Source organism: Streptomyces mashuensis, from assembly GCF_014654785.1.
In the GTDB taxonomy this organism is placed as follows: domain Bacteria; phylum Actinomycetota; class Actinomycetes; order Streptomycetales; family Streptomycetaceae; genus Streptomyces; species Streptomyces mashuensis.
Genome location: NZ_BNBD01000004.1, coordinates 473,747 through 492,610 on the forward strand (window position 1 = coordinate 473,747; position 18,864 = coordinate 492,610).

Consider the following 18,864-nt stretch of genomic DNA (forward strand, 5'->3'; position numbering starts at 1 on the left):
TGGTGATTCGGGGCGACGCTCTCCGGCTGCCTCTCCAACAAAGATCGAATCGTCGCTCTTGGGTGTGGGCTGAAGCCACTTGCACCCGTCGCATCCAGGAGGGCTCATGAACCCCAGCGGTGCCCCGCTGACATCGATGGAAAGGGCGCCGGTACCCGGGGGGGGAGGGGGATGCCGTGGGCCTGCACCGGGCCGGATTCCGGCACCGTGCCCCAAGGGGGCGCGAGCTGGTGGAACCTCGGCAGGTGGCCCGTCCCCTCGGAGCCCCGCAGCTCTGACCTCGTACGCTCCGGTTATGACCCCCAGGCGCTCCTCGTGGGCGTCGGGTTCGAGTGGCCCGTGGGCGATGAAAAGACGGTCGTCACCGTGGCGGAGGCCCTGAAGGACACCATGGTGGAGCGTTGCGCTCCCTACGGTGCCGAGGGTGACGCCGTCCTGCAGCGGTGGCTGGAGAAGGCCACGGCACCGGGTACCGCGGCTCCGACGCTCGTCGGCGGGTCCAAGAAGCACGGTGGCGCGGACCTCGGGCCCAGCCGTGCGAAGAAGGCCTGGGAAGCACTGGGTGTCGACGGCTGGGGTGTGGCCAACGATCCGGATGACTGTGTTCCTGAGCGGGACCTGTTCAGGCCTGCCGGCCCCTGCTCACCGTCGAGCAGGCAGCGATCATCCAGGGCTTACCCCGGGACTGGACGCTCTCCGGGGAGGGACAAGGCGGCGCGCTACCACCGGGTGGGCAACGCTTTCCCGCTGCCGGTGGCCGAAGCGGTCGGTATTTCCAGGCGTCAGAGATGCCGCCCCGGCGCCTGCGGCCACGTCGGGCCTGGGCCCTGGGGCCAGGGGTGTGGGGGTGGGGTCCAGGTGGGGTGGGGCCAGGTGGCTACTGCTTGGGCCAGGGCCGGTTGGGCTATGTGTTTGCGTTGCCAGAGGTGGGCCAGGAGCTCCTGCTCGCGGGCGGTGAAGTCGGGGTCCGGGGTGCCGCGGTGGGCGCGGTGGCGGAGGAAGGCCAGCGACGTGGCGAAGGATATGTACTCCGCCACGATCCGTGCCGCCGCCGGGCCGCCCGTGCGGCGGGCCGTGTCCCGGGCGATGCCCCGGGCCCGCATCGACGACAGCGCCGGCGGCTCCGGCGGCGTCAGCCAGCCCGCCGCCTGGTACGCCGGCAGGTACGCCCGGATGGTCCGCAGCTCCGTCTGCCGCGACCAGATCGTCAGCCACGTCAGCAGGCCGAAGACCGGCACCATGAACAGCGCGTACACGGCCAGGAAGCCCAGGCCGCCCAGCGACGCCGAACCGTTCCACACGCCGTGCAGCAGCATCGCCGTCACCAGCGCACCCACCGGCACCAGCGTGCGCAGCACCCGCCGCCGGGCCGGCAGCGACGCCGCGATGCCGAAGCCCAGCCCCGTCATCGACGTGAACAGCGGATGCGCGAACGGTGACATCAGCACCCGGACGAAGAACGTGCCCGCCGTCATCGACGGCACCCCCGAGTAGCCGAACGACTGGTCGGAGGCGAACGCGTTGCCCAGGTAGAGGATGTTCTCGGTGAACGCGAACCCCGTGGCCGTGATGCCGGCGAGGACGACGCCGTCCACGATCCCGTTGAAGTTGCGCCTGCGGAAGAGGAACAGCAACAGCAGCGCCGCGCCCTTCGCGCTCTCCTCCACCACCGGCGCCACGAACGTCGCACCCCAGCCCGACGGGTCCACGTCCTCCGCCGGGTCGACGGTGCTGGTCAGCCACTCGGTGGCCAGGCTGTTGGCCAGCAACGCCACCAGCGTCGCCGCGCACGCGCCCCACGCGAAGGCGAACACCAGGTCCCGCCACGGCTTGGGCTCCACCCGGTCCATCCAGCGGAACGCGGCGACCAGCAGCGGCACGGGCAGCACGGCGAGGCCCAGGCCCACCAGGAAGCCCTCGGTGCCGGTCTGCTCGCGGACCAGCGCCAGGATGATCAGCCCGCTGAGGGCGAGCAGCAGACACAGGCCGCCGACCCGCACGGCCTTGTTGTCCCAGAGGGTGTCCCACAGGGCGCGGCGCGGCTTGTAGTGCTGGAAGGTCGGTGGTTGCTGAGGGGCCAAGGGCGGTGACTCGTGCACCAGACGACCCTAACCAAGGTCAGCGCCCGGCGACGGGCGGTTTTCCGCCCCCTGCACCAGGGGGCGGGCGCGCATTAGCGGCGGCGGAACATCAGGTCCCGGACCACGTGCCCCTTGTCCAGGCCCTGCGACTCGAAGCGCGTCAGCGGACGGAACTCCGGACGCGGCGCGAACCCGCCGTCCGGCTGCGTGTTCTCGAACTCGGGCGCCGCGGACAGCACCTCCAGCATCTGCTCCGCGTACGGCTCCCAGTCCGTCGCGCAGTGCAGCACGCCGCCCGGCGCCAGCCGCGCCGCGGCCAGCGACAGGAACTCCGGCTGGATCAGCCGGCGCTTGTGGTGCCGCTTCTTCGGCCACGGGTCCGGGAAGAAGACGCGGATGCCCGCCAGCGCGTCCGGCGCCAGCATCTCCCGCAGCAGGATGATCGCGTCGCCATTGGCCACGCGCACGTTCTTCAGCCCGTTCCGCTCGGCCAGGCCCAGCAGGTGTCCCTGGCCCGGTGTGTGCACGTCGCACGCGAGGATGCCCGTGCCGGGGTCGGCGGCCGCCATCTGCGCCGTCGCCTCGCCCATGCCGAAGCCGATCTCCAGCACCACCGGCAGCGCCGGGTCGCCGAACAGCTCGCCCAGGTCGAGCCGGCGCATCCCGTCGATGTCCAGCCCCCACTGCGGCCACAGCCGGCGCAGCGCGTCGCCCTGCCCGGCGGTCACCCGGCTGCGGCGCGGCTGGAACGACCGGATCCGCCGCTCGTGGTGCGAGCCGGCCGGGTCCGGGGCCGGGCCCTCGGGGAACATCGGCTCCCGCCGGGCACGCGGAGGCGCGGCCGGGCGGTCGAGGGGCCGGGCGAGGGACGGGGCGGGGTACGTGGAGTTCTCGGACACAGTCCTCCCAGTCTACGGGCGGGCCGCCGGAACCCCTCGGGGCCGCCCGTTCCACCGGGCGGACCGGCGTTTTCATCGTGTCGCCCGATCGTGTGACCGCGGGTGACCTGCTCGTACGGATTGCCGTGCCCCCGGTGGCGTGGTGGGCCCTCGCCGGGCCCCGCTCCTCCTACGATCCCCCTGGCCACTCCCCGGCCGGCCCGTGATCACCCGGAGCCACGGAGACCCGTATGCGCCCGTTCCTCCGCGCCCTCGCCCCAGCCCTCGGCCCCGTCCTCGGCCCCGTTCTCAGTGCTGTCCCGGCCGTCCTCGTGCTGCTCCTCGCGGCCTTCGGCCCGCAGGGAGCCGCTGCCTTCGGCCCGCAGGGAGCCGCTGCCTCCGGCCCGCAGGGAGCCGCTGCCTCCGGCCCCGGTGGCTGGCGCCTTGTCTGGGCCGACGAGTTCACCGGGCCCGCCCACCGGCGGCCCGACGCCGCCCGGTGGGTGTACGACCGCGGCGGCGAGCCCCAGTGGGGCAACCACGAGTGGCAGTACTACACCGACCGCCCCGCCAACGTCTCCCTCGACGGGCAGGGCAACCTGGCCATCACCGCCCGCCACGAGCGGCTGCCCGGCATGCACTGCGCGTCCGGGCCCTGCGACATCACCTCCGGCCGGATCACGACCAAGGGCCGGTTCGCCCGCACGTACGGCCGCTTCGAGGCCCGGATCAAGGTGCCCGGCGGCAAGGGCACCTGGCCCGCGTTCTGGATGATGGGCGCCGACATCGACCGGGTCCGCTGGCCCGGCAACGGCGAGATCGACGTCATGGAGGTGCTCGGCCGCGAGCCCGGCACCGCTCACGGCTCCGTGCACGGCCCCGGCTACGCCGCCCAGGGCGTCGAACGGCACACCGACCTCGGCCGCGGCCGCTCCCTCGCCGACGACTTCCACGTCTACCGCGTCGACTGGGAGCGCGGCCGCATCACCTGGTACCTCGACGGCCGGCCCTACGGGTCGGTCCGCGCGGACCGGCTCGGCCGCGGCCGGAAGTGGGTGTCCGACCACCCGCACTACCTGCTGCTCAACCTCGCCGTCGGCGGCGACTGGCCGGGCCCGCCGGACCGCACCACCCGCTTCCCGGCGCGGCTGCTCGTCGACTACGTACGCGTCTACGCACCCGCGTAGCCGCACCGGTCGCCGCCCATTCCGCTCACCGGTCCAGCTGCGCCAGCACCCGCCGCGCCACCTCCCGCCCGATCGGCAGGGACGCCGTGGCCGCCGGCGACGGCGCGTTGAGCACGTGCACCATCCGCCGCGACTCCACGAACCGGAAGTCGTCCACCAGCGTGCCGTCCCGCAGCACCGCCTGGGCCCGCACGCCCGGGGGCGCGGGTATCAGGTCGTCCGCCGACACGTCCGGCAGCAGCCGCCGCACCGCCTCCGTGAACGCGGCCTTCGACAGCGACCGCCGCACCTCGCCGGCCCCGTACCGCCAGTGCCGCCGCGCCAGGCGCCACGTGCCCGGCCACGCGGCCGTGCCCGCCAGCTCCGCCGGCCGTACGACCCGCCGCCCGTACCCCTCGCGGGCCGTGGCCGGCACCGCGTTCGGCCCGACGTGCACCTCGCCGTCCACGCCGCGCGTCAGGTGCACGCCCAGGAACGGGAACGCCGGGTCCGGCACCGGGTAGACCAGCCCCCGCACCAGCCCCGCCCGCTCGGCCGCCAACGCGTAGTACTCCCCCCGGAACGGCACGATCCGCAGCCCCGGGTCGTCCCCCGCCAGCCGCGCCACCCGGTCGCTGTACAGCCCCGCGCAGTTCACCAGCGCCCGCGCCCGCAGCACCTCGCCGCGCGCCGTCCGCACCGCCACGGCCCCGCCGCGCCGGCCGATCACGCGCACCTCGGCCCCGTACCGCACCGACGCCCCCGCCTCCTCGGCAAGGGCGGCCAGCCGCCGCGCCACCGCGCCGAAGTCGCACACCCCCGTCGTCGCCACGTGGATCGCGCCCACGCCACGCACCGCCGGCTCGTACTCGGCTATCTGCGCGCGGCCCAGCTCCCGCACGGGTATGCCGTTCTCCCGGCCGCGCTGCACCAGCGCGTGCAGCCGGGGCAGCTCCGCCCGCTCCATCGCCACGATCAGCTTGCCGGTCACCGCGTGCGGCAGGCCCTGCTCGGCGCAGAACCGCACCATCTCCGCCGCGCCCGCCACCGCGAACCGCGCCTTGAACGACCCCGGGCGGTAGTAGACGCCGCTATGGATCACACCGCTGTTCCGCCCGGTCTGGTGCTCCGCCGGGCCGCTCTCCTTCTCCAGCACCACCACACGGGTGCCCGGCGCCGCCCGCGTGATGGCGTAGGCCGTCGACAGGCCCACGATGCCGCCGCCGACGACCAGCACGTCACCGTCGTAGTCGCACGCTCTCAGTGCCTCACCGCCCACGCCACCATGATGGCCTGTGGCACTGACAACCCGCCGCCACATGGGGATCATGCCCGCCCGGCCCCGCTCCCGGGCCCGCCCGCGGCCCCCCGGGCCCGCCCGGTGCGGCTAGGCCGGTGCCACCAGCAGCGGCCGCGCCCGCTCCCGCAGCTCCACCACGCGCGGTTCGTCCCCGTACGGCTCCAGGCGGTGCAGCAGGTCCCGTACGTACTCCGTCGTGCGCGCCGACGAGATGCGCCCCGCGACCTCCACCGCCCGGGCGCCCACCGCGCACGCCGCGTCCAGGTTGCCCGACTCCAGCTCGGCCACGGCCGACACCACCAGCCGCAGGCCGTGCGAGCGTACGAACTCCTCCGTCGGCCGCGCCAGCGCCTGCTCCGTGAACCGCTGTACCTGCCGTGGCATGCGCAGGTCGCGGTAGCACTCGGCGGCGTCGGCCGCGAACCGCTCATGGGTGTAGAAATCCAGCCACGACGGGTCCGCGTCCCCCGGCCGCGCCCGCTCCAGCCAGCCCTCGGCCGCCTTCAGCGCCGCCCCGCAGGCCGGCCCGTCCCCGGCCTTGGCCTGCGCCCGCGCCTCGACCAGCCGGAAGAAGCTCATCGTGCGGGCCGTGGCCAGGCCGCGGTTGCGCTCCAGGGCCGCCTGCGCGAGGTCCACGCCCTCGTCCGCGTGACCGCGGTACGTGGCCTGGAGGCTCATCGACGCCAGCACGTACCCGCCCAGCGGCACGTCGGCCGCCGCGCGGGCCAGTCGCAGCGCCTGGATGTAGTACCGCTGGGCCGCCTCCTGCTGGCCGGTGTCGAACGCCATCCAGCCCGCCAGGCGCGTCAGTTCGGCCGTCGCCCCGAACAGGGCGCGCCCCACGTCGTCGCTGTACGAGCCGAGCAGCAGGGGCGCCGCGTCCACCCGCAGGCACTCGGGCACCATCGACGAACGCCAGTCGCCGCCACCGTACTTGGAGTCCCAGCGCCGGGCGTCCTCGGCGGCCTCCCGCAGCTTGCCGACATCGCTGTGGCCGACACGCTGCGGTAAACCGCAGTCCGGGCCGGCGGACCCGCCGCCACCCGGACCGGGCGTCGCCGACTCGCGGGCCGCCTGCGCCGGCTCCCGCGCCACCGAGCTGTCCGCGGGCGTTATCAGCCAGCGCGAGGCCGGTGTCGCGTACGCGCTGACGGAGAAGGATCCGGCCAGGCTCTGCCAGATACCACCGCCCCCGCGCCGACCGGCGACATCCAGCCGGTACAGCTCCGTCGCCGAACGCACCGCCTGGCCGACATCGCGCGGAAAGCAGAGCCCCACCTCCGGCGCGGGGTCCGCGTCCGCCAGCCCGATCTCGTGCAGCGGGACGGGCCGGCCCAGCTTGGCCGCTATGGCCGCCGCGATCAGGTGGGGGGCGACGCCCTGCGGCACCATGCCCTTCGAAACCCACCGGGCGACCGAGGTCTTGTCGTAGCGAAGGGTCAATCCGCGCTGTGCACCGAGGTCGTTGACCCTGCGCGCGAGACCGGCGTTGCTGATCCCTGCGAGGGCGAGGACAGTGCCCAGCTTCTCGTTCGGCCCGCGTGGCTCCCTGGACATGCGCACCCCTCGACGACACGACGCCCGCCCCGGCATAGGCACGAGGCATTCGTAAACCCAGCGTAGTTCGCCGCATCCCGACCGTTAAGAGGCGATGTCCCGGATGGCGAGATTCTGGCCCGTATGTGCGTGCACGGAGGGGCACGTGCTCCGGTTGTGTGTGGCCGTGCGCCCGCCGTGCGCTCTGTCCGCGCCAAGGGGGCGGCGGTTCCATGGAGGGGCGTGGGTTGGCCCGCTGTACTGGATCCAGTGGGCTGGGGGAGCCGTCGCCTCATTCCCCGCGGGCGGCGGACGCGGTCCGGGAGGTTGCTCGCGCCTCCCGGACCGCAGCATGCGCCCTTGTGTGCGCACGGCCGTGGCCCCGCGTCGCCTCTCGTATGCGCTGGACCCGAACTTTGGCCGAATGTCGACATCGAGGGCAGGTCGAGACGCTTCCGCCTCTGGGGCGCGGACGGGTGCGTAGCCGCCGCAAATCACCCCAACCGTGACGTAAGCCCATCTCCCGCCGTTGTCCCGAGCGTTGGCTGCTTGACCACCCCCGGGTGGGTGCGGGGCCGCACGGTACGGACATCATTGTTCTGTGCATGGCGTTCCGTGCATGGCGTTGGGGCGCGAGTGGCGCAACTCCACGGCGGCTGCGGCTGGTTGAGCCGGTCGGGCCGGTCGAGCCGGTCGAGCCGGTTGGGCCGGTTGGGCCGGTTGGGCCCGGTCGGGTCGGCCCATGACGCCATGACGGGTGGTCGGTGCGGTGGTGTACGGGAGTGCGGTCGGCACGACGGCCGGGGGCGGGTCCGGCGGGGCGGCCGTCGGCCCGCCCGGCGGTTGTCCACAGCCTGTGGAGGCGGCGATGCGCTGGTTGGTGGGCTGGAGCTGTGCCTCCTCCGGAGCCGGACCGGCGGCCGGCCCCCGCGCGACACCGGTCGGCGCGCGCCTCCTGTGGGGCGGAAGCGCCCCCCTGTGGGCCGTCGGCGACTGGCGCCCCGACGACGTACGCGTCATTCACAGCAACCACGACAGCACCACCCGCCTCGCAGTGCTCGGCCGGTGCGGCGCCGACGACGACGCCCTCCGCGCCGGCCTCACCGCCGCCCGCGGCGGCGCCCTGCGCCACCTCACCGCCTGGCCGGGCAGCTACACCGCCGTCGCCCAGGCCGGCCGCCGCCTCGCCGTCGTCGGGGACCTCGCCGGCGCCCGCCCCGTCTTCCACACCGCCGTCCCCGGCGGCACCGCCTACGCCACCGCCGCCCTGCCCCTCGCCGACCTCGTCGGCGCCCCGCCCGACGCCGGCCACCTCGCCGCCCTCCTCGCCTGCCCCGACGTCCCCGAAGCCCTCGGCGACGGCACGCCCTACGCCGGCGTACGGCGCGTACCGCCCGGCCACGCACTCGTCCTCCGCGACGGCAGCCGCGACATCACCGGCTACGAACCCACCGCCACCCTCGCCGGCGCCACCGCGTCCCGGCACGACGCCGCCCACGCCGTCGACACCCTCCGCGAAGCCCTCACGGAAGCCGTACGCGCCCGGTTCGCCGCCCCGCACCGCAGTGCCGGGCGGCTCCCCTGGCCGTGGGGGAGCGGCCCACGGGGGAACGGGGACAGCGCGGGCCCGGGGCCGGCGGGCGGTCCCGTGGCCGGCACCGACCTCTCCGGGGGCAGCGCCTCCGGCACCCTCGCGCTCCTCGCCGCCGGCCCCCGCACGCACAACGCCACCCCATCGGGTGACGGCCCGGCACACCAGCGGCTCCTCGCCGTCACCTTCAACGACCTCGCCACCGCCGCCGGTTCCGCCCACGACGCCGAACTCGCCCGCGCCGCCGCCCTGTCCAGTCACCCGGGAGTGCGCCACGTCGTCGTCGCCGCCGGCCACGACGCCCTGCCGTACGCCGCCCTCGCGCACGGCCCCCTCACCGACGAACCCGGCCCCGCCCTCGTCACCGCCGAACGTCACCGCCGCCGCCTCGCCGCCGGCGGCACCGACCACCTCGTCGGACACGGCGCCCGGCAGGCCCTCGACGCCCACCCCGCCCGCCTCGCCGACCTGTTGACGGACCGGCGCCGCCGGCACCTCCTGCGGCCCGTCTCCGCGCTCGCCCGCGCCGACGGCACGGCCGGCAACGCGCTGGCCGTGCCGTTCACCGTCTACCGCGCCGCCCGCACCCTGGCCCGCACGCCCTACCGCGACGGGCTCGAACAGGCCGCCACCGCCCTGTTCCGCCTGGCCGTACAACAGGAGGACGGCCGGGCCCATGGCGCGGGTGACGGGGGCTGGGGGCCGGTGGGCGCCTCGCTCGCGGCCCTGGCCTGGTGCCGCCCCGGGCCCGCCGCACGCTGGCTCACGGGCCAGGCCCTGGCCGACGTGGGCGCCCGGCTGCGGCGCGCCGCCGAACGCCCGCCCGCAGGCCTCCCACCACGCCCCGGCGAACGGCGCGCCGCCGCCGCACTCCACCGCCACGCCGCCGACCACCGCGTCTTCGAGCAGGCCACGGAAGCACACGGCCAGCGCCTGCACGCCCCCTTCCTCGACAACCAGGTCGTACGCGCCTGCCGCGCCCTCCCCGAACCCCTGCGCGTACAGCCCGGCGCCCGTGCCTCCGTGCTCCGGGACGTGCTCGCAGGCGCCGGCGTGCACGCCCTCCCGCCCGGGTGGGGAGCCACCTCGCACGCCACGCACGCGGCAGCGGCACGCACGGGCCTGCGTACGTACGCGCAACCGCTGCAGGACCTGTTCGACGCGCCCCTGCTCGCCGACGCGGGCCTCGCCGACGCCGCGGCGGTGCGCGGCGCGCTACGGGCGGCGGCAGCGGGGGAGCCCGTGGCGCTCGACGGGCTCGCACAGCTGGTGGCCATGGAGGTGTGGCTGCAACGCCTGCTGGCGCGCCGCGGCACGTGCTGGTCGGACGACACTCCGGCGGCGTACGGGTATGGGGACGGGGACGGCTCCGGGGAGGCGGTGGGGCCGGCGGTCCCGCCTACCGGATGCAGCTGATCCGGGCCAGCGCCCAGTCGGCCACCGCCACGCGGTCCATGGCGGCCTCCGAGTCCACGACCAGCCGCAACGTCCGGTGCCCGGCGAGCGGCACGTGCACGGGGACCGGCGCCTGCCCGGCCCGCACCAGGCCGGACCCCCACATCCGCTTGCCGTCCGCGTACACCGAGAACGTCGCCGCGCCCAGGCCCAGCGTCATGTCGTCGACGCCGGCGAGGGCGTCGTAGGAGGTGCAGGTGCGGTTCAGGTCGATGGTCACGGACGACGAGGAGTGCACGCTGACGCCGTGCGGGTATGCCGTGCCGGCGACGCGCAGCCCGTGCCGCTGCCAGAGCCAGCTGCTGCCGTACAGCCGTACCTCGGGTTCGTCGCCGTTGCCCAGGCCCTGGTAGTCGAGCTCGCTGAGGCGGTGGGCGACGGTCACGACGGGCGGGCCGGACGGGGGCGGGCCGGGCTTCGCGGTGTTCGCCGGCCGTGGGGTGGTGGGTGTGGGGGTGGGCGTCGGCGACGGTGTGGGGGCCGGCCTCGGGGTGGGCGTGGTGCTGGGCCGGGGTGTGGGGGTGGGGGACGGTTCGGCGGTGGTGGGGCCGGCCGTGGGGGTGGCCCTCGCGGCCTTGGCGACGAGGGCGGGGGGTGAGGTGGGTGCGGGGGAGGCGGTGAGGGAGGGGCCGGGGGCGGGCGCGGTCGCGGAGGCGACCGGCGCTGCCGTGGGCCGCGCCCGCAGGTCGCCCGCGGGCGCCCCGGTGCCGCTGGCCAGCGCGTACGCGACGATCGCCCCCGCCGCAGCCACCGCCCCGGCCAGCAACCCGACCCGCGCCGCCATCCCGAGCCCCTCACCGGCAACGGCGGAACCGGCAGACCCGGCGGACCCGGACCCGGCAGCGGAACCGGCAGCGCCTCCAGCCCCGGGGGCCACCCCCCCCACCCCCCACCCCTGCCCCCGCCCCACTCGTGGTGCTCGCGCCGGCTCCGGCGGTGCCTGCTGCGGCGCCGGCCGTCGTGGCTGCCGTCAGGCCGGCGGCGGCCTTGAGGGACCAGTCCGCGGCGAACCAGCCGACGACCGCGACCGGCAGCAGCGCGCGCAGCCGTGCGTTGACGTCGGCGACCTCCAGGGCCGCCGTACGGCACCGGGCGCACTGCTCCAGGTGTTTGCGCACCCCCCGCTCGGCCCGGCTGCGGAGCCGGCCGCGGGCGTAGGCGCCCAGCCGGTCCGCGTACGGGGCGCAGCCGCTCCCCTCCGTCAGGGCCGCGCTGACGTGGGCCTGGAGGTAGGCCTGCCGGAGTCCCTCGCGGGCCCGGTGGGCCAGGACGGCGGTGGCGTTGGCGCTCAGGCCCAGCAGCGGCGCCACATCGCTGGGTGACTCCTCCTCCACTGTCGTGTGCCACAGAACCGTCTGCCACCGCTCGGGCAGGCTGCGGAACGCCTGCACGGCCAGTGACTCCTCGGCCTCCCGCATCGCCCGGACGTCGGCGCCCAGCGTCAGCGTGTCGTCGTCGGCGCCCGTCGACACCGCCGTGGTGGAGGCGAAGACCGCGAAGTCCTCCACCAGCTGCTCGCGCCGGGCCGTCTTCGCCCAGGCCGCCGCGACCCGCCGCACCGTGGTCAGCAGGTACGCCCGTACCGCCGAGTCCGGTCCGGCACCGCGCCGTACCGCCTGGAGGGTGCTGGTGAAGACCTCGTTGGTGAGGTCCTCGGCGGTGTGGGCGTCCCGGCAGCAGCTCCGGGCGTAGCGGCGGACCGCGTCGGCGTGCCGCCGGTACAGCTCCTCGTACGCCTCGCCGTTCTCGCCGCCCCGCAGCCGGGTGACCAGCTCCAGGTCGGACGGGGGCGCGTCGGGGTCGGGGCCGGGCAGCCCGTCGTCGTCGGCCGCGCCGCCTTCCCGCTGCCTGGGCACCGCGGGAGCGGCGTCGCCGCTCCACAGCTCCAGGGCACCGGACTCCGCCGGGGGATCGTCCGTCCCCCCGCGGTTCCCGCGTGGCTCGTCCCGCCTGTCAACACCCATAGCGGAGGCTCCCGTACACGCCGACCCACTCGAAACACCGAGCAGCGTCGCACACGGGCGCACCCCAGGGTCACTCCCCGAACATCAACCACTCGTCCGGGTTTGTTCGTACCGGCACGCCGGGGTGCCGGCCGGGAGTGACCCGGTGCGGCGGGGCGTCAGGCGACCGGGCGGGACCGGAGGCCCTCCAGCAGGATGTCCAGCAGCCGCGAGGAGGCCGCTGCCTGCTGGGCCGCGTCCGGCAGCGACGGCGCGGCCGTCGCTATCACCAGCAGGACGTCGGCGACGGTGACGTCCTCGCGGAGCTCGCCCGCCGCGCGGGCCCGCTCGACGAGCCGGCCGACGACCTCCAGCAGGGCCGCCGCGCCCGCGTCGTCACGCTCCTCGGCGGGGGCGGGACGCTGCTCGACGAGCCGCAGCTCGTGCAGCTGGCCGCCCGCGATGCCGGGCTGCCGCTGCTGCGGCACCCGCGCCCGCTCCGGCGCGGGAGCGGCGGCCGCGGCCGGGGCCTGCGCCCTGCCGTCCTCGGCCTCCACCTCGACACCGACGCGCAGCACCTGCGGCGGCAGCAGCCGGCCCGCGCCCGACGCCACGGACGTGCGCAGGAACCGGGAGAGCGCCGACCAGGGCTCCTCCTCCTGGCCCAGTGCGGTCCGTGCCTGCTCGGTCAGCCGGGCCGTCTCCTCCTCGGCTATGCGCCGGACCAGCACGTCCTTGCTCGGGAAGCGGCGGTACACCGTCCCGACGCCCACCCGGGCCCGGCGCGCCACGTCCTCCATGGGCGCTCCGTACCCCAGCTCGCCGAAGACCTCGCGAGCCGCCCGCAGCACATGTTCCAGATTGCGCTGTGCATCCACGCGCAACGGCGTATGACGGCCACCCGTGCCGTCAGTCGTCGCGACAGCAGCAGACCAATGAGAGCCCTGAATGTGCATACGTTCCCCCGGTTATGACGTCTCCCCCCGGAGACTCCCCGCCCTGACTGCCGGGGCGTGTCTCGGCACCCCGACGGAGTACGAACATAGTTGAGCCCAGGTCAAGAAAGAAGAGGGTAGCTCCGCACAGACCACCCCCGATTGGAGTACAGGGCCGATCCCACCCGATTCTGCACCACCGCACCACCCCGCCGCATCCCCCCTGACCTGCGGGACTTCTGCCCGGAACCGGTTCACCGAGATGGAGCGATCAGCTCCGACACCGGTCATACATTTCGCCGGTCCTGTGGACAAAGCAATGACCCCGGTGCGTCATGGGAAGAAGTGGTGCCACAACGCCCGGAGGAACGCGCGGAACCCCGCAAGGCACGCGCGGCACGAGGGAAACACCCGGGGAACACCTCGAGGAAAGCGGAGGAAGGTGCCTTGGTGAACGAGCCGGCCCCCGAGGGGCAGGAGGCACGCAGGGAACAGCGGGAACGGGAGGGGCACACGGCCCCGTCCCCCGCGCCTCAGCGGCCCCCCGAGCACCCCTACGAGGGCCCCGCCCGCATCCTCGTCGTCGGGGGCGGCTACGTCGGCCTGTACGCGGCCCTGCACCTCCAGAAGAAGCTGCGCCGCAGCGAGGCGGAGGTCCTGGTCATCGACCCCGAGCCGTACATGACCTACCAGCCGTTCCTGCCCGAGGCCGCCGCCGGCTCCATCTCGCCGCGCCACGTCGTCGTCCCGCTGCGCCGCACCCTCGGCAAATGCCAGGTCGTCACCGGCGAGGTCACGGCCATCGACCACGCCGAACGCACCGCCACCGTGAAGACCCTCGCCACCGAGGACGAGGGCACCGGGCCCCTCTCCCTCCACTACGACGAGCTGATCCTCGCCCCGGGCTCCGTCTCCCGCACCCTGCCCATTCCGGGCCTGGCCGAGTACGGCATCGGCTTCAAGACCGTCGAAGAAGCCATCGCCCTGCGCAACCACGTCCTCGAACAGCTCGACATCGCGTCCTCCACCCGCGACCCCGAGGTCCGCGACGCCGCCCTGACCTTCGTCTTCGTCGGCGGCGGCTACGCGGGCGTGGAGGCCCTCGCCGAACTGGAGGACATGGCGCGCTACGCCACCCGCTACTACCACAACGTCGAGCCCGAGGACCTGAAGTTCGTCCTCGTCGAGGCCACCGGCCGCATCCTGCCCGAGGTCGGCGAGGACCTCGGCCGCTACGCCGTGCGGGAACTGCGCGGACGCAACATCGACGTGCGCCTCGACACCCGCCTCACGTCCTGCGAGAACCGCGTGGCCCTGCTCAGCGACGGCTCCCGCTTCCCCACCCGCACCCTCGTGTGGACCGCCGGCGTCAAGGCGCACCCCGTGCTCGCCGCCACCGACCTGCCGCGCGACGAACGCGGCCGCCTCAAGTGCACCGCGGCCCTCCAGGTCGAGGGCGCCCCGCACGCCTGGTCTGCCGGGGACGCCGCCGCGGTGCCCGACCTGACCTCGGACCAGCCGGGCGCCGAGTGCGCGCCCAACGCGCAGCACGCCGTGCGCCAGGCCAAGGTCCTCGCCCGCAACGTGCTCGCGTCCATCCGCGGCTTCGGCCTCAAGGACTACCGGCACGCCTACGCCGGATCGGTCGCCTCCCTCGGCCTGCACAAGGGCGTCGCACACGTCTACGGCCACAAGCTCAAGGGCTACCCGGCGTGGTTCATGCACCGCGCCTACCACCTCAGCCGCATCCCCACCTTCAACCGGAAGTTGCGCGTCCTTGCCGAATGGACCCTCGCGGGACTGTTCAAACGTGAGATCGTCTCCCTCGGCTCCCTGGAGAACCCCCGAGCCGAATTCGAACTCGCGGCGGGCACCGGACGTCACCCCGAGGCCAGTTGAGACGGTTCACCGACCACGAACACCCTTCCCGGACGCGGCGCCTGACGAGCGATGGTCCGGTCGGCCACACTGGACGCGTGACCACCGGCGGGCCGCTCCCTGCGAAGAGCGACGAGCACGAGGGAACGGGACGTTCGCCGCACTTCCCCGGGGACCGGACCCCGCACGACTCCACGAGGTAACCCTCAGTGAACTTCACCCGCTGGAGCGCCCGGCTCCCCGGAGCACAACGCCGAGCTCGCACCGACCGCACCACCAGCACCGCCGCCGCACAGCCGGCCCAGGCCGGACCCGCCCGCACCGCCGGGCCGGTGCCCGGCGCCGTGCCCGCGGCCCGCGCCGGCAGCCCCCCGGCGGCCGCGCCCGGCCCCCACCCCGCCGGACCCGCCCTCGACGGGCTCACCGCCCCGGGCCTCCTCGGCCGGGTGCCCGCCCTCATCGCCGTCCTCCACGGGCCCGACCACCGCCTGGCCTACGTCAACGACGCCTACTCCGCCGTCTTCGGCCCCCGCCACCCCGGGGCACCGGCCCGCGACTCCCTCCCCGAACTCGCCGAGCTCGGCCTGCTGCCCCTGATGGACCAGGTCCTGCGCAGCGGCAAACCCCGCACCGTGAAATCCCGCCGCGTCACCCCCGCCACCACCACGGACCGCGGCCGCGCCCGGCCCGGCTACTACACCTTCACCTGCTCACCCCTCGACCTCGGCACCGGCGCCGGCCCGGACGAGCAGCGCGGCGTCCTCGTCTTCGCCTCCGACGTCACCGACCAGGTGCAGGCCGCCGAACGCCTGCGCGCCAGCGAACGCCGCCAGCGCGAAGCCGCCGTCACCCTGCAACGCAGCCTTCTGCCCCAGCAGCTCGAACAACCCGACGACCTGCGCGTCGCCGCCACCTACCTGCCCGGCGGCAAGGACACCGCGGTCGGCGGCGACTGGTACGACGTCATCACCCTCGGCGCCGGCCGCACCGCCCTCGTCATCGGCGACGTCATGGGCCGCGGCGTCCGCGCCGCCGCCGTCATGGGCCAGCTGCGCACCGCCGTACGCGCCTACGCCCGTCTCGACCTGCCGCCCCACGAGGTGCTCCAGCTCCTCGACGGACTCGCCGCCGAGATCGACGCCACCCAGATCGCCACCTGCGTCTACGCCGTCCACGACCCCAACGAGGGCCGCCTCGTCTACGCCTCCGCCGGTCACCTCCCCATCCTCGTCCGCGACCCCGACGGCACCGTCCATCGCGCCGCCGAACCCATCGGCCCGCCCCTGGGGACCGGAGGCTGGCTGCACACCAGCGGCAGCGTCCCCCTCACCCCCGGCGCCAGCGCCGTCCTCTACACCGACGGCCTCGTCGAACGCCGGAGCGAGGACATCTACGAGGGCGTCGCGGCACTGGAACACGCCTTCGCCGGCGCCACCGGCTCCCCCCAGGTCATGTGCGACCGCCTCATCCGCGCCCTCGGTGTCACCCAGGAACACGACGACGACGTCGCCGTCCTCGTCCTCCAGCACCCCGCCCGCACCGGCCACGACGCCGAGCTCTTCCACAACGCCGCCCTGGAACTCCTCGGCGGCGTCGAGGCTGCACCCCGCGCCCGCGCCTTCGCCTCCGGCGTCCTGGCCAGCTGGCGCTTCCCCACCGACCTGCGCGACCTCGGCGTCCTGGCCACCAGCGAACTCGTGGCCAACTCGCTCCAGCACGGCACACCCCCCATGCGCCTGCGGCTCCGCCGCACCGACCGCCGCCTGATCATCGAGGTCACCGACGGCGACGACCACCTGCCGCGCCGCCGCCGCGCTGAACCCGCCGACGAGGCCGGCCGAGGCATCTCGATCATCGCCACCATCGCCTCGTCCTGGGGCTCCCGTCGCACACCGGGCGGCGGCAAGGCGGTGTGGTGCGAATTCGCCCTGCCCACCGGCCACCGCCGCGGCTGACCGGAGGCTCAGGCGGCGACGGTCACCCGCTCGCCCACCTCGGCAGGAGTGGCATTGCCGGTCCGCACGACACGGGTCCGCACCGGATTGTCCTGCGCCGAGGTGAGCCGGCGGCCCAGCCCCAGCGCCAGCCCCGCTATGCCCAGCGAGCAGACGATCAGCAGACCTATGTACGGCACGTAGAGACCCGCACCGGCCAGCAGGCCGCCCGCGGCCGGGCCCACCGCCAGCGCCAACTGCTTCACCAGGGCGAACGCCGAGTTGTACTGGCCCACCAGCCGCGGCGGCGCCAGGTCCGCCACCAGCGGGGCCACGGTCGGCGCCAGCATCGACTCGCCCAGGCCGAACAGCGCATAGGTGGAGATCAGCAGCGCGGTCGCGACGCCGTGCGCCCCCGGGACGAGCCCGGACAGGCCGGCCGCCACCCACGCCACGGCCCAGATCAGCCCGACCAGCGCGATGACCCGGCTGCGCCGGCGCCCCTCGACGAGCCGCAGCACCAGGAACTGGGCGGCGACGATCGTCATGGTGTTGGCGGCGAGCGCGACACCCAGCGTCGCGGGGGAGATCTTCGTGACCTCGACCGCGAAGGCGGAGAGACCCGACTCGAACTGTCCGTAGCAGGCGAAGAACATCACGAAGCCCAGCACGCACAGCTGCACCATGGCCCGGTCACCGAGCAGGGTCCGCCAGCCACGGCCGTCCGAGGCCGCGCCCGGCACGGCGTCCTCCACCTTGGGCGCCCGGGGCAGCCGCACCGTCGCCACGGCGGCACCGAGGACCAGGAACATCACCGCTTCTATGGCGAAGAGGCGCACGAAGCTCGACGGCTCGGACGTGTCCACCAGCTGGCCGCCCAGCAGGCCACCCACGCCGAGACCCAGGTTGTTGAGGAAGAACTGCATCGCGAAGGCACGCGAGCGGGTGGCCGTCGTGGAGCACCACACGATCATCGTGGCCAGGGAGGGCTGGATGACCGCCATACCCGCACCCAGCGCCGCAGCGGCGGCGACGACCAGCGGCTCGCTGCTCGCGAGCCCCAGCCCCAGCGAGCCGGCGGCGGCGGAGACCGTACCCGCGACGGCCACCGGCAGCGGACCCCGTCGGTCGATCACACGACCGATGAACGGCAGCACCAGCAGCGCGGCCACGGCGAACGTCGCCAGCACGATCCCCGCCGTGCCGGCGCCCAGCCCTCGCACCTGCGCCACGTAGACGAACAGGAACGGAACCGTGAAGCCGTTGCCGAACGCGCTCAGTGCGTTGCCCAGCTGGATCCGGCGCAGCGCGGCGCCCATCGCGGTGGTCACACTCACCCCTCAAGCTCGAAGACTTCAGACCTAAACTTCGAAGGTAAAGAGTACACAGCGAAGGGCTTTAGGGCAATCGCTTTCGTGTCATACTGCCGGGCATGGCTGACACCCCCGGGCCCGCCGAGCCGAGCCTCGAAGAACAGATCGCCGCCTACCAGCGCGAGTTCCAGGGCCTGGACCCGCAGGTGGAACGGGTCGTCTCGGCCCTCAGCAGGCTCAACCGCCGCATGAACGTCGCCTACGGCCGACAGACCGCCGAACTCGGCATCAGCAACGCCGAGTGGGAGGTCCTCAAGGCCCTCGTCCTCGCCGGCGAGCCCTACCGCCTCGGCCCCGGCGACCTCGCCAAGCGCCTGGGCCTGACGCCCGCCGCCATGACCCACCGCATCGACCGCATGGTCGCCGAGGGCCTCGTCACCCGCGAGCGCGACGAGACCAACCGCGTCCGCGTGATCGTCGGCATCACGGAGGAAGGCCGCGCCAAGTGGCTCGACGGCCTGCGGAGGGCCACCGTCTTCGAGGAGGACCTCCTCCAGGACCTCTCGCCGGCCGAGCGAGCCCTCCTCGGCGAGATGCTCACCCGGCTGCTCCGCCGGGTGGAAGAGGCCCAGCCCGACGCGGGCGGCCGTCTCAGCGACCTGGACTGACGACCCGACAGAACCGGGTTGACCGAGAGTTGACACGGAGCCGACCCATCCGTAGTGTTCTCCGAGTTGCCGCGGCGCCGTAACGGTTCTGCGACAGCGTCTCCGCCTCACGGGCGACCACCACAAACCTGTACGACCCTTTATCGGGAAGTATTTCGGCATGCCTCGGCGTGTCCGGAATTCGGA

The 18,864-nt window shown here is 74.5% G+C and carries 13 protein-coding genes; 5 read left to right on the plus strand and 8 right to left on the minus strand.

Features of this window, described 5'->3' with window-relative positions:
- Positions 1-782: 782 nt before the first annotated feature.
- Both IE305_RS14025 and trmB read right to left on the minus strand, forming a co-directional pair.
- Complete coding sequence (locus IE305_RS14025; RefSeq protein WP_373311621.1) at positions 783-2,099, minus strand: PrsW family intramembrane metalloprotease; 1,317 nt, start codon at positions 2,097-2,099, stop codon at positions 783-785.
- A 74-nt stretch (positions 2,100-2,173) separates the two neighbouring features.
- A complete protein-coding gene (gene trmB, locus IE305_RS14030; RefSeq protein WP_229890926.1) occupies positions 2,174-2,980 on the minus strand; it encodes a tRNA (guanosine(46)-N7)-methyltransferase TrmB in 807 nt (268 codons plus the stop codon).
- 230 nt (positions 2,981-3,210) lie between these two features.
- Here trmB and IE305_RS14035 point away from each other — a divergent pair, with 230 nt between their 5' ends.
- Complete coding sequence (locus IE305_RS14035) at positions 3,211-4,146, plus strand: glycoside hydrolase family 16 protein (protein WP_190129843.1); 936 nt, start codon at positions 3,211-3,213, stop codon at positions 4,144-4,146.
- Positions 4,147-4,171: 25 nt separating this feature from the next.
- Here the strand turns inward: IE305_RS14035 and lhgD are convergent, their stop codons facing one another.
- Both lhgD and IE305_RS14045 read right to left on the minus strand, forming a co-directional pair.
- Entirely contained in the window at positions 4,172-5,446 is a 1,275-nt protein-coding gene (gene lhgD, locus IE305_RS14040; protein ID WP_190129844.1) for an L-2-hydroxyglutarate dehydrogenase, read from the minus strand.
- 66 nt (positions 5,447-5,512) lie between these two features.
- The gene (locus IE305_RS14045; RefSeq protein WP_190129845.1) at positions 5,513-6,982 is read right to left on the minus strand and encodes an NsdA family TPR-like regulatory protein; all 1,470 of its coding nucleotides are present in this window, start codon (positions 6,980-6,982) and stop codon (positions 5,513-5,515) included.
- Positions 6,983-7,829: 847 nt separating this feature from the next.
- Here IE305_RS14045 and IE305_RS14055 point away from each other — a divergent pair.
- On the plus strand, positions 7,830-9,968 hold the full coding sequence (locus IE305_RS14055; protein ID WP_190129846.1) for an asparagine synthase-related protein: 2,139 nt from the start codon (positions 7,830-7,832) through the stop codon (positions 9,966-9,968).
- Here IE305_RS14055 and IE305_RS33765 read toward each other — a convergent pair.
- The 3 genes from IE305_RS33765 to IE305_RS14065 form a co-directional block, all read right to left on the minus strand.
- The gene (locus tag IE305_RS33765; protein WP_373311622.1) at positions 9,952-10,791 is read right to left on the minus strand and encodes an NPCBM/NEW2 domain-containing protein; all 840 of its coding nucleotides are present in this window, start codon (positions 10,789-10,791) and stop codon (positions 9,952-9,954) included. The genes IE305_RS14055 and IE305_RS33765 overlap by 17 nt on opposite strands.
- 10 nt (positions 10,792-10,801) lie before the next feature.
- Positions 10,802-11,971, minus strand: coding sequence for a sigma-70 family RNA polymerase sigma factor (locus IE305_RS33770; protein WP_373311623.1), 1,170 nt, complete (start codon positions 11,969-11,971; stop codon positions 10,802-10,804).
- Between the two features lie 158 nt (positions 11,972-12,129).
- Positions 12,130-12,906 carry a TetR/AcrR family transcriptional regulator gene (locus IE305_RS14065; RefSeq protein ID WP_190129847.1) on the minus strand — a complete coding sequence of 259 codons (777 nt, stop codon included), beginning with the start codon at positions 12,904-12,906 and terminating at the stop codon, positions 12,130-12,132.
- Between the two features lie 552 nt (positions 12,907-13,458).
- On the opposite strand from IE305_RS14065, the gene IE305_RS14070 reads away from it, so the two are divergent.
- Both IE305_RS14070 and IE305_RS14075 read left to right on the plus strand, forming a co-directional pair.
- On the plus strand, positions 13,459-14,784 hold the full coding sequence (locus IE305_RS14070) for an NAD(P)/FAD-dependent oxidoreductase (protein WP_190129902.1): 1,326 nt from the start codon (positions 13,459-13,461) through the stop codon (positions 14,782-14,784).
- 188 nt (positions 14,785-14,972) lie between these two features.
- Entirely contained in the window at positions 14,973-16,718 is a 1,746-nt protein-coding gene (locus IE305_RS14075; protein WP_190129848.1) for an ATP-binding SpoIIE family protein phosphatase, read from the plus strand.
- A gap of 8 nt (positions 16,719-16,726) precedes the next feature.
- Here IE305_RS14075 and IE305_RS14080 read toward each other — a convergent pair whose 3' ends face one another.
- Positions 16,727-18,028 (minus strand): MFS transporter, encoded by a 1,302-nt coding sequence (locus tag IE305_RS14080; RefSeq protein ID WP_190129849.1) that lies wholly within the window; start codon positions 18,026-18,028, stop codon positions 16,727-16,729.
- Positions 18,029-18,129: 101 nt separating this feature from the next.
- On the opposite strand from IE305_RS14080, the gene IE305_RS14085 reads away from it, so the two are divergent.
- Positions 18,130-18,678: a MarR family winged helix-turn-helix transcriptional regulator gene (locus IE305_RS14085; RefSeq protein WP_190129850.1), complete on the plus strand. Its 549-nt coding sequence runs from the start codon at positions 18,130-18,132 to the stop codon at positions 18,676-18,678.
- The last annotated feature ends 186 nt before the right edge of the window (positions 18,679-18,864 follow it).

What these genes read in the sequence shown, in the direction of transcription:
- IE305_RS14055 (WP_190129846.1), top strand. Translation starts at nt 7,830, where the DNA reads ATGCGCTGGTTGGTGGGCTGGAGCTGTGCCTCCTCCGGAGCCGGACCG.
- IE305_RS14065 (WP_190129847.1), bottom strand. Translation starts at nt 12,906, where the DNA reads ATGCACATTCAGGGCTCTCATTGGTCTGCTGCTGTCGCGACGACTGAC.
- IE305_RS33765 (WP_373311622.1), bottom strand. Translation starts at nt 10,791, where the DNA reads ATGGCGGCGCGGGTCGGGTTGCTGGCCGGGGCGGTGGCTGCGGCGGGG.
- lhgD (WP_190129844.1), bottom strand. Translation starts at nt 5,446, where the DNA reads ATGTGGCGGCGGGTTGTCAGTGCCACAGGCCATCATGGTGGCGTGGGC.
- IE305_RS14085 (WP_190129850.1), top strand. Translation starts at nt 18,130, where the DNA reads ATGGCTGACACCCCCGGGCCCGCCGAGCCGAGCCTCGAAGAACAGATC.
- IE305_RS14035 (WP_190129843.1), top strand. Translation starts at nt 3,211, where the DNA reads ATGCGCCCGTTCCTCCGCGCCCTCGCCCCAGCCCTCGGCCCCGTCCTC.
- IE305_RS33770 (WP_373311623.1), bottom strand. Translation starts at nt 11,971, where the DNA reads ATGGGTGTTGACAGGCGGGACGAGCCACGCGGGAACCGCGGGGGGACG.
- IE305_RS14045 (WP_190129845.1), bottom strand. Translation starts at nt 6,982, where the DNA reads ATGTCCAGGGAGCCACGCGGGCCGAACGAGAAGCTGGGCACTGTCCTC.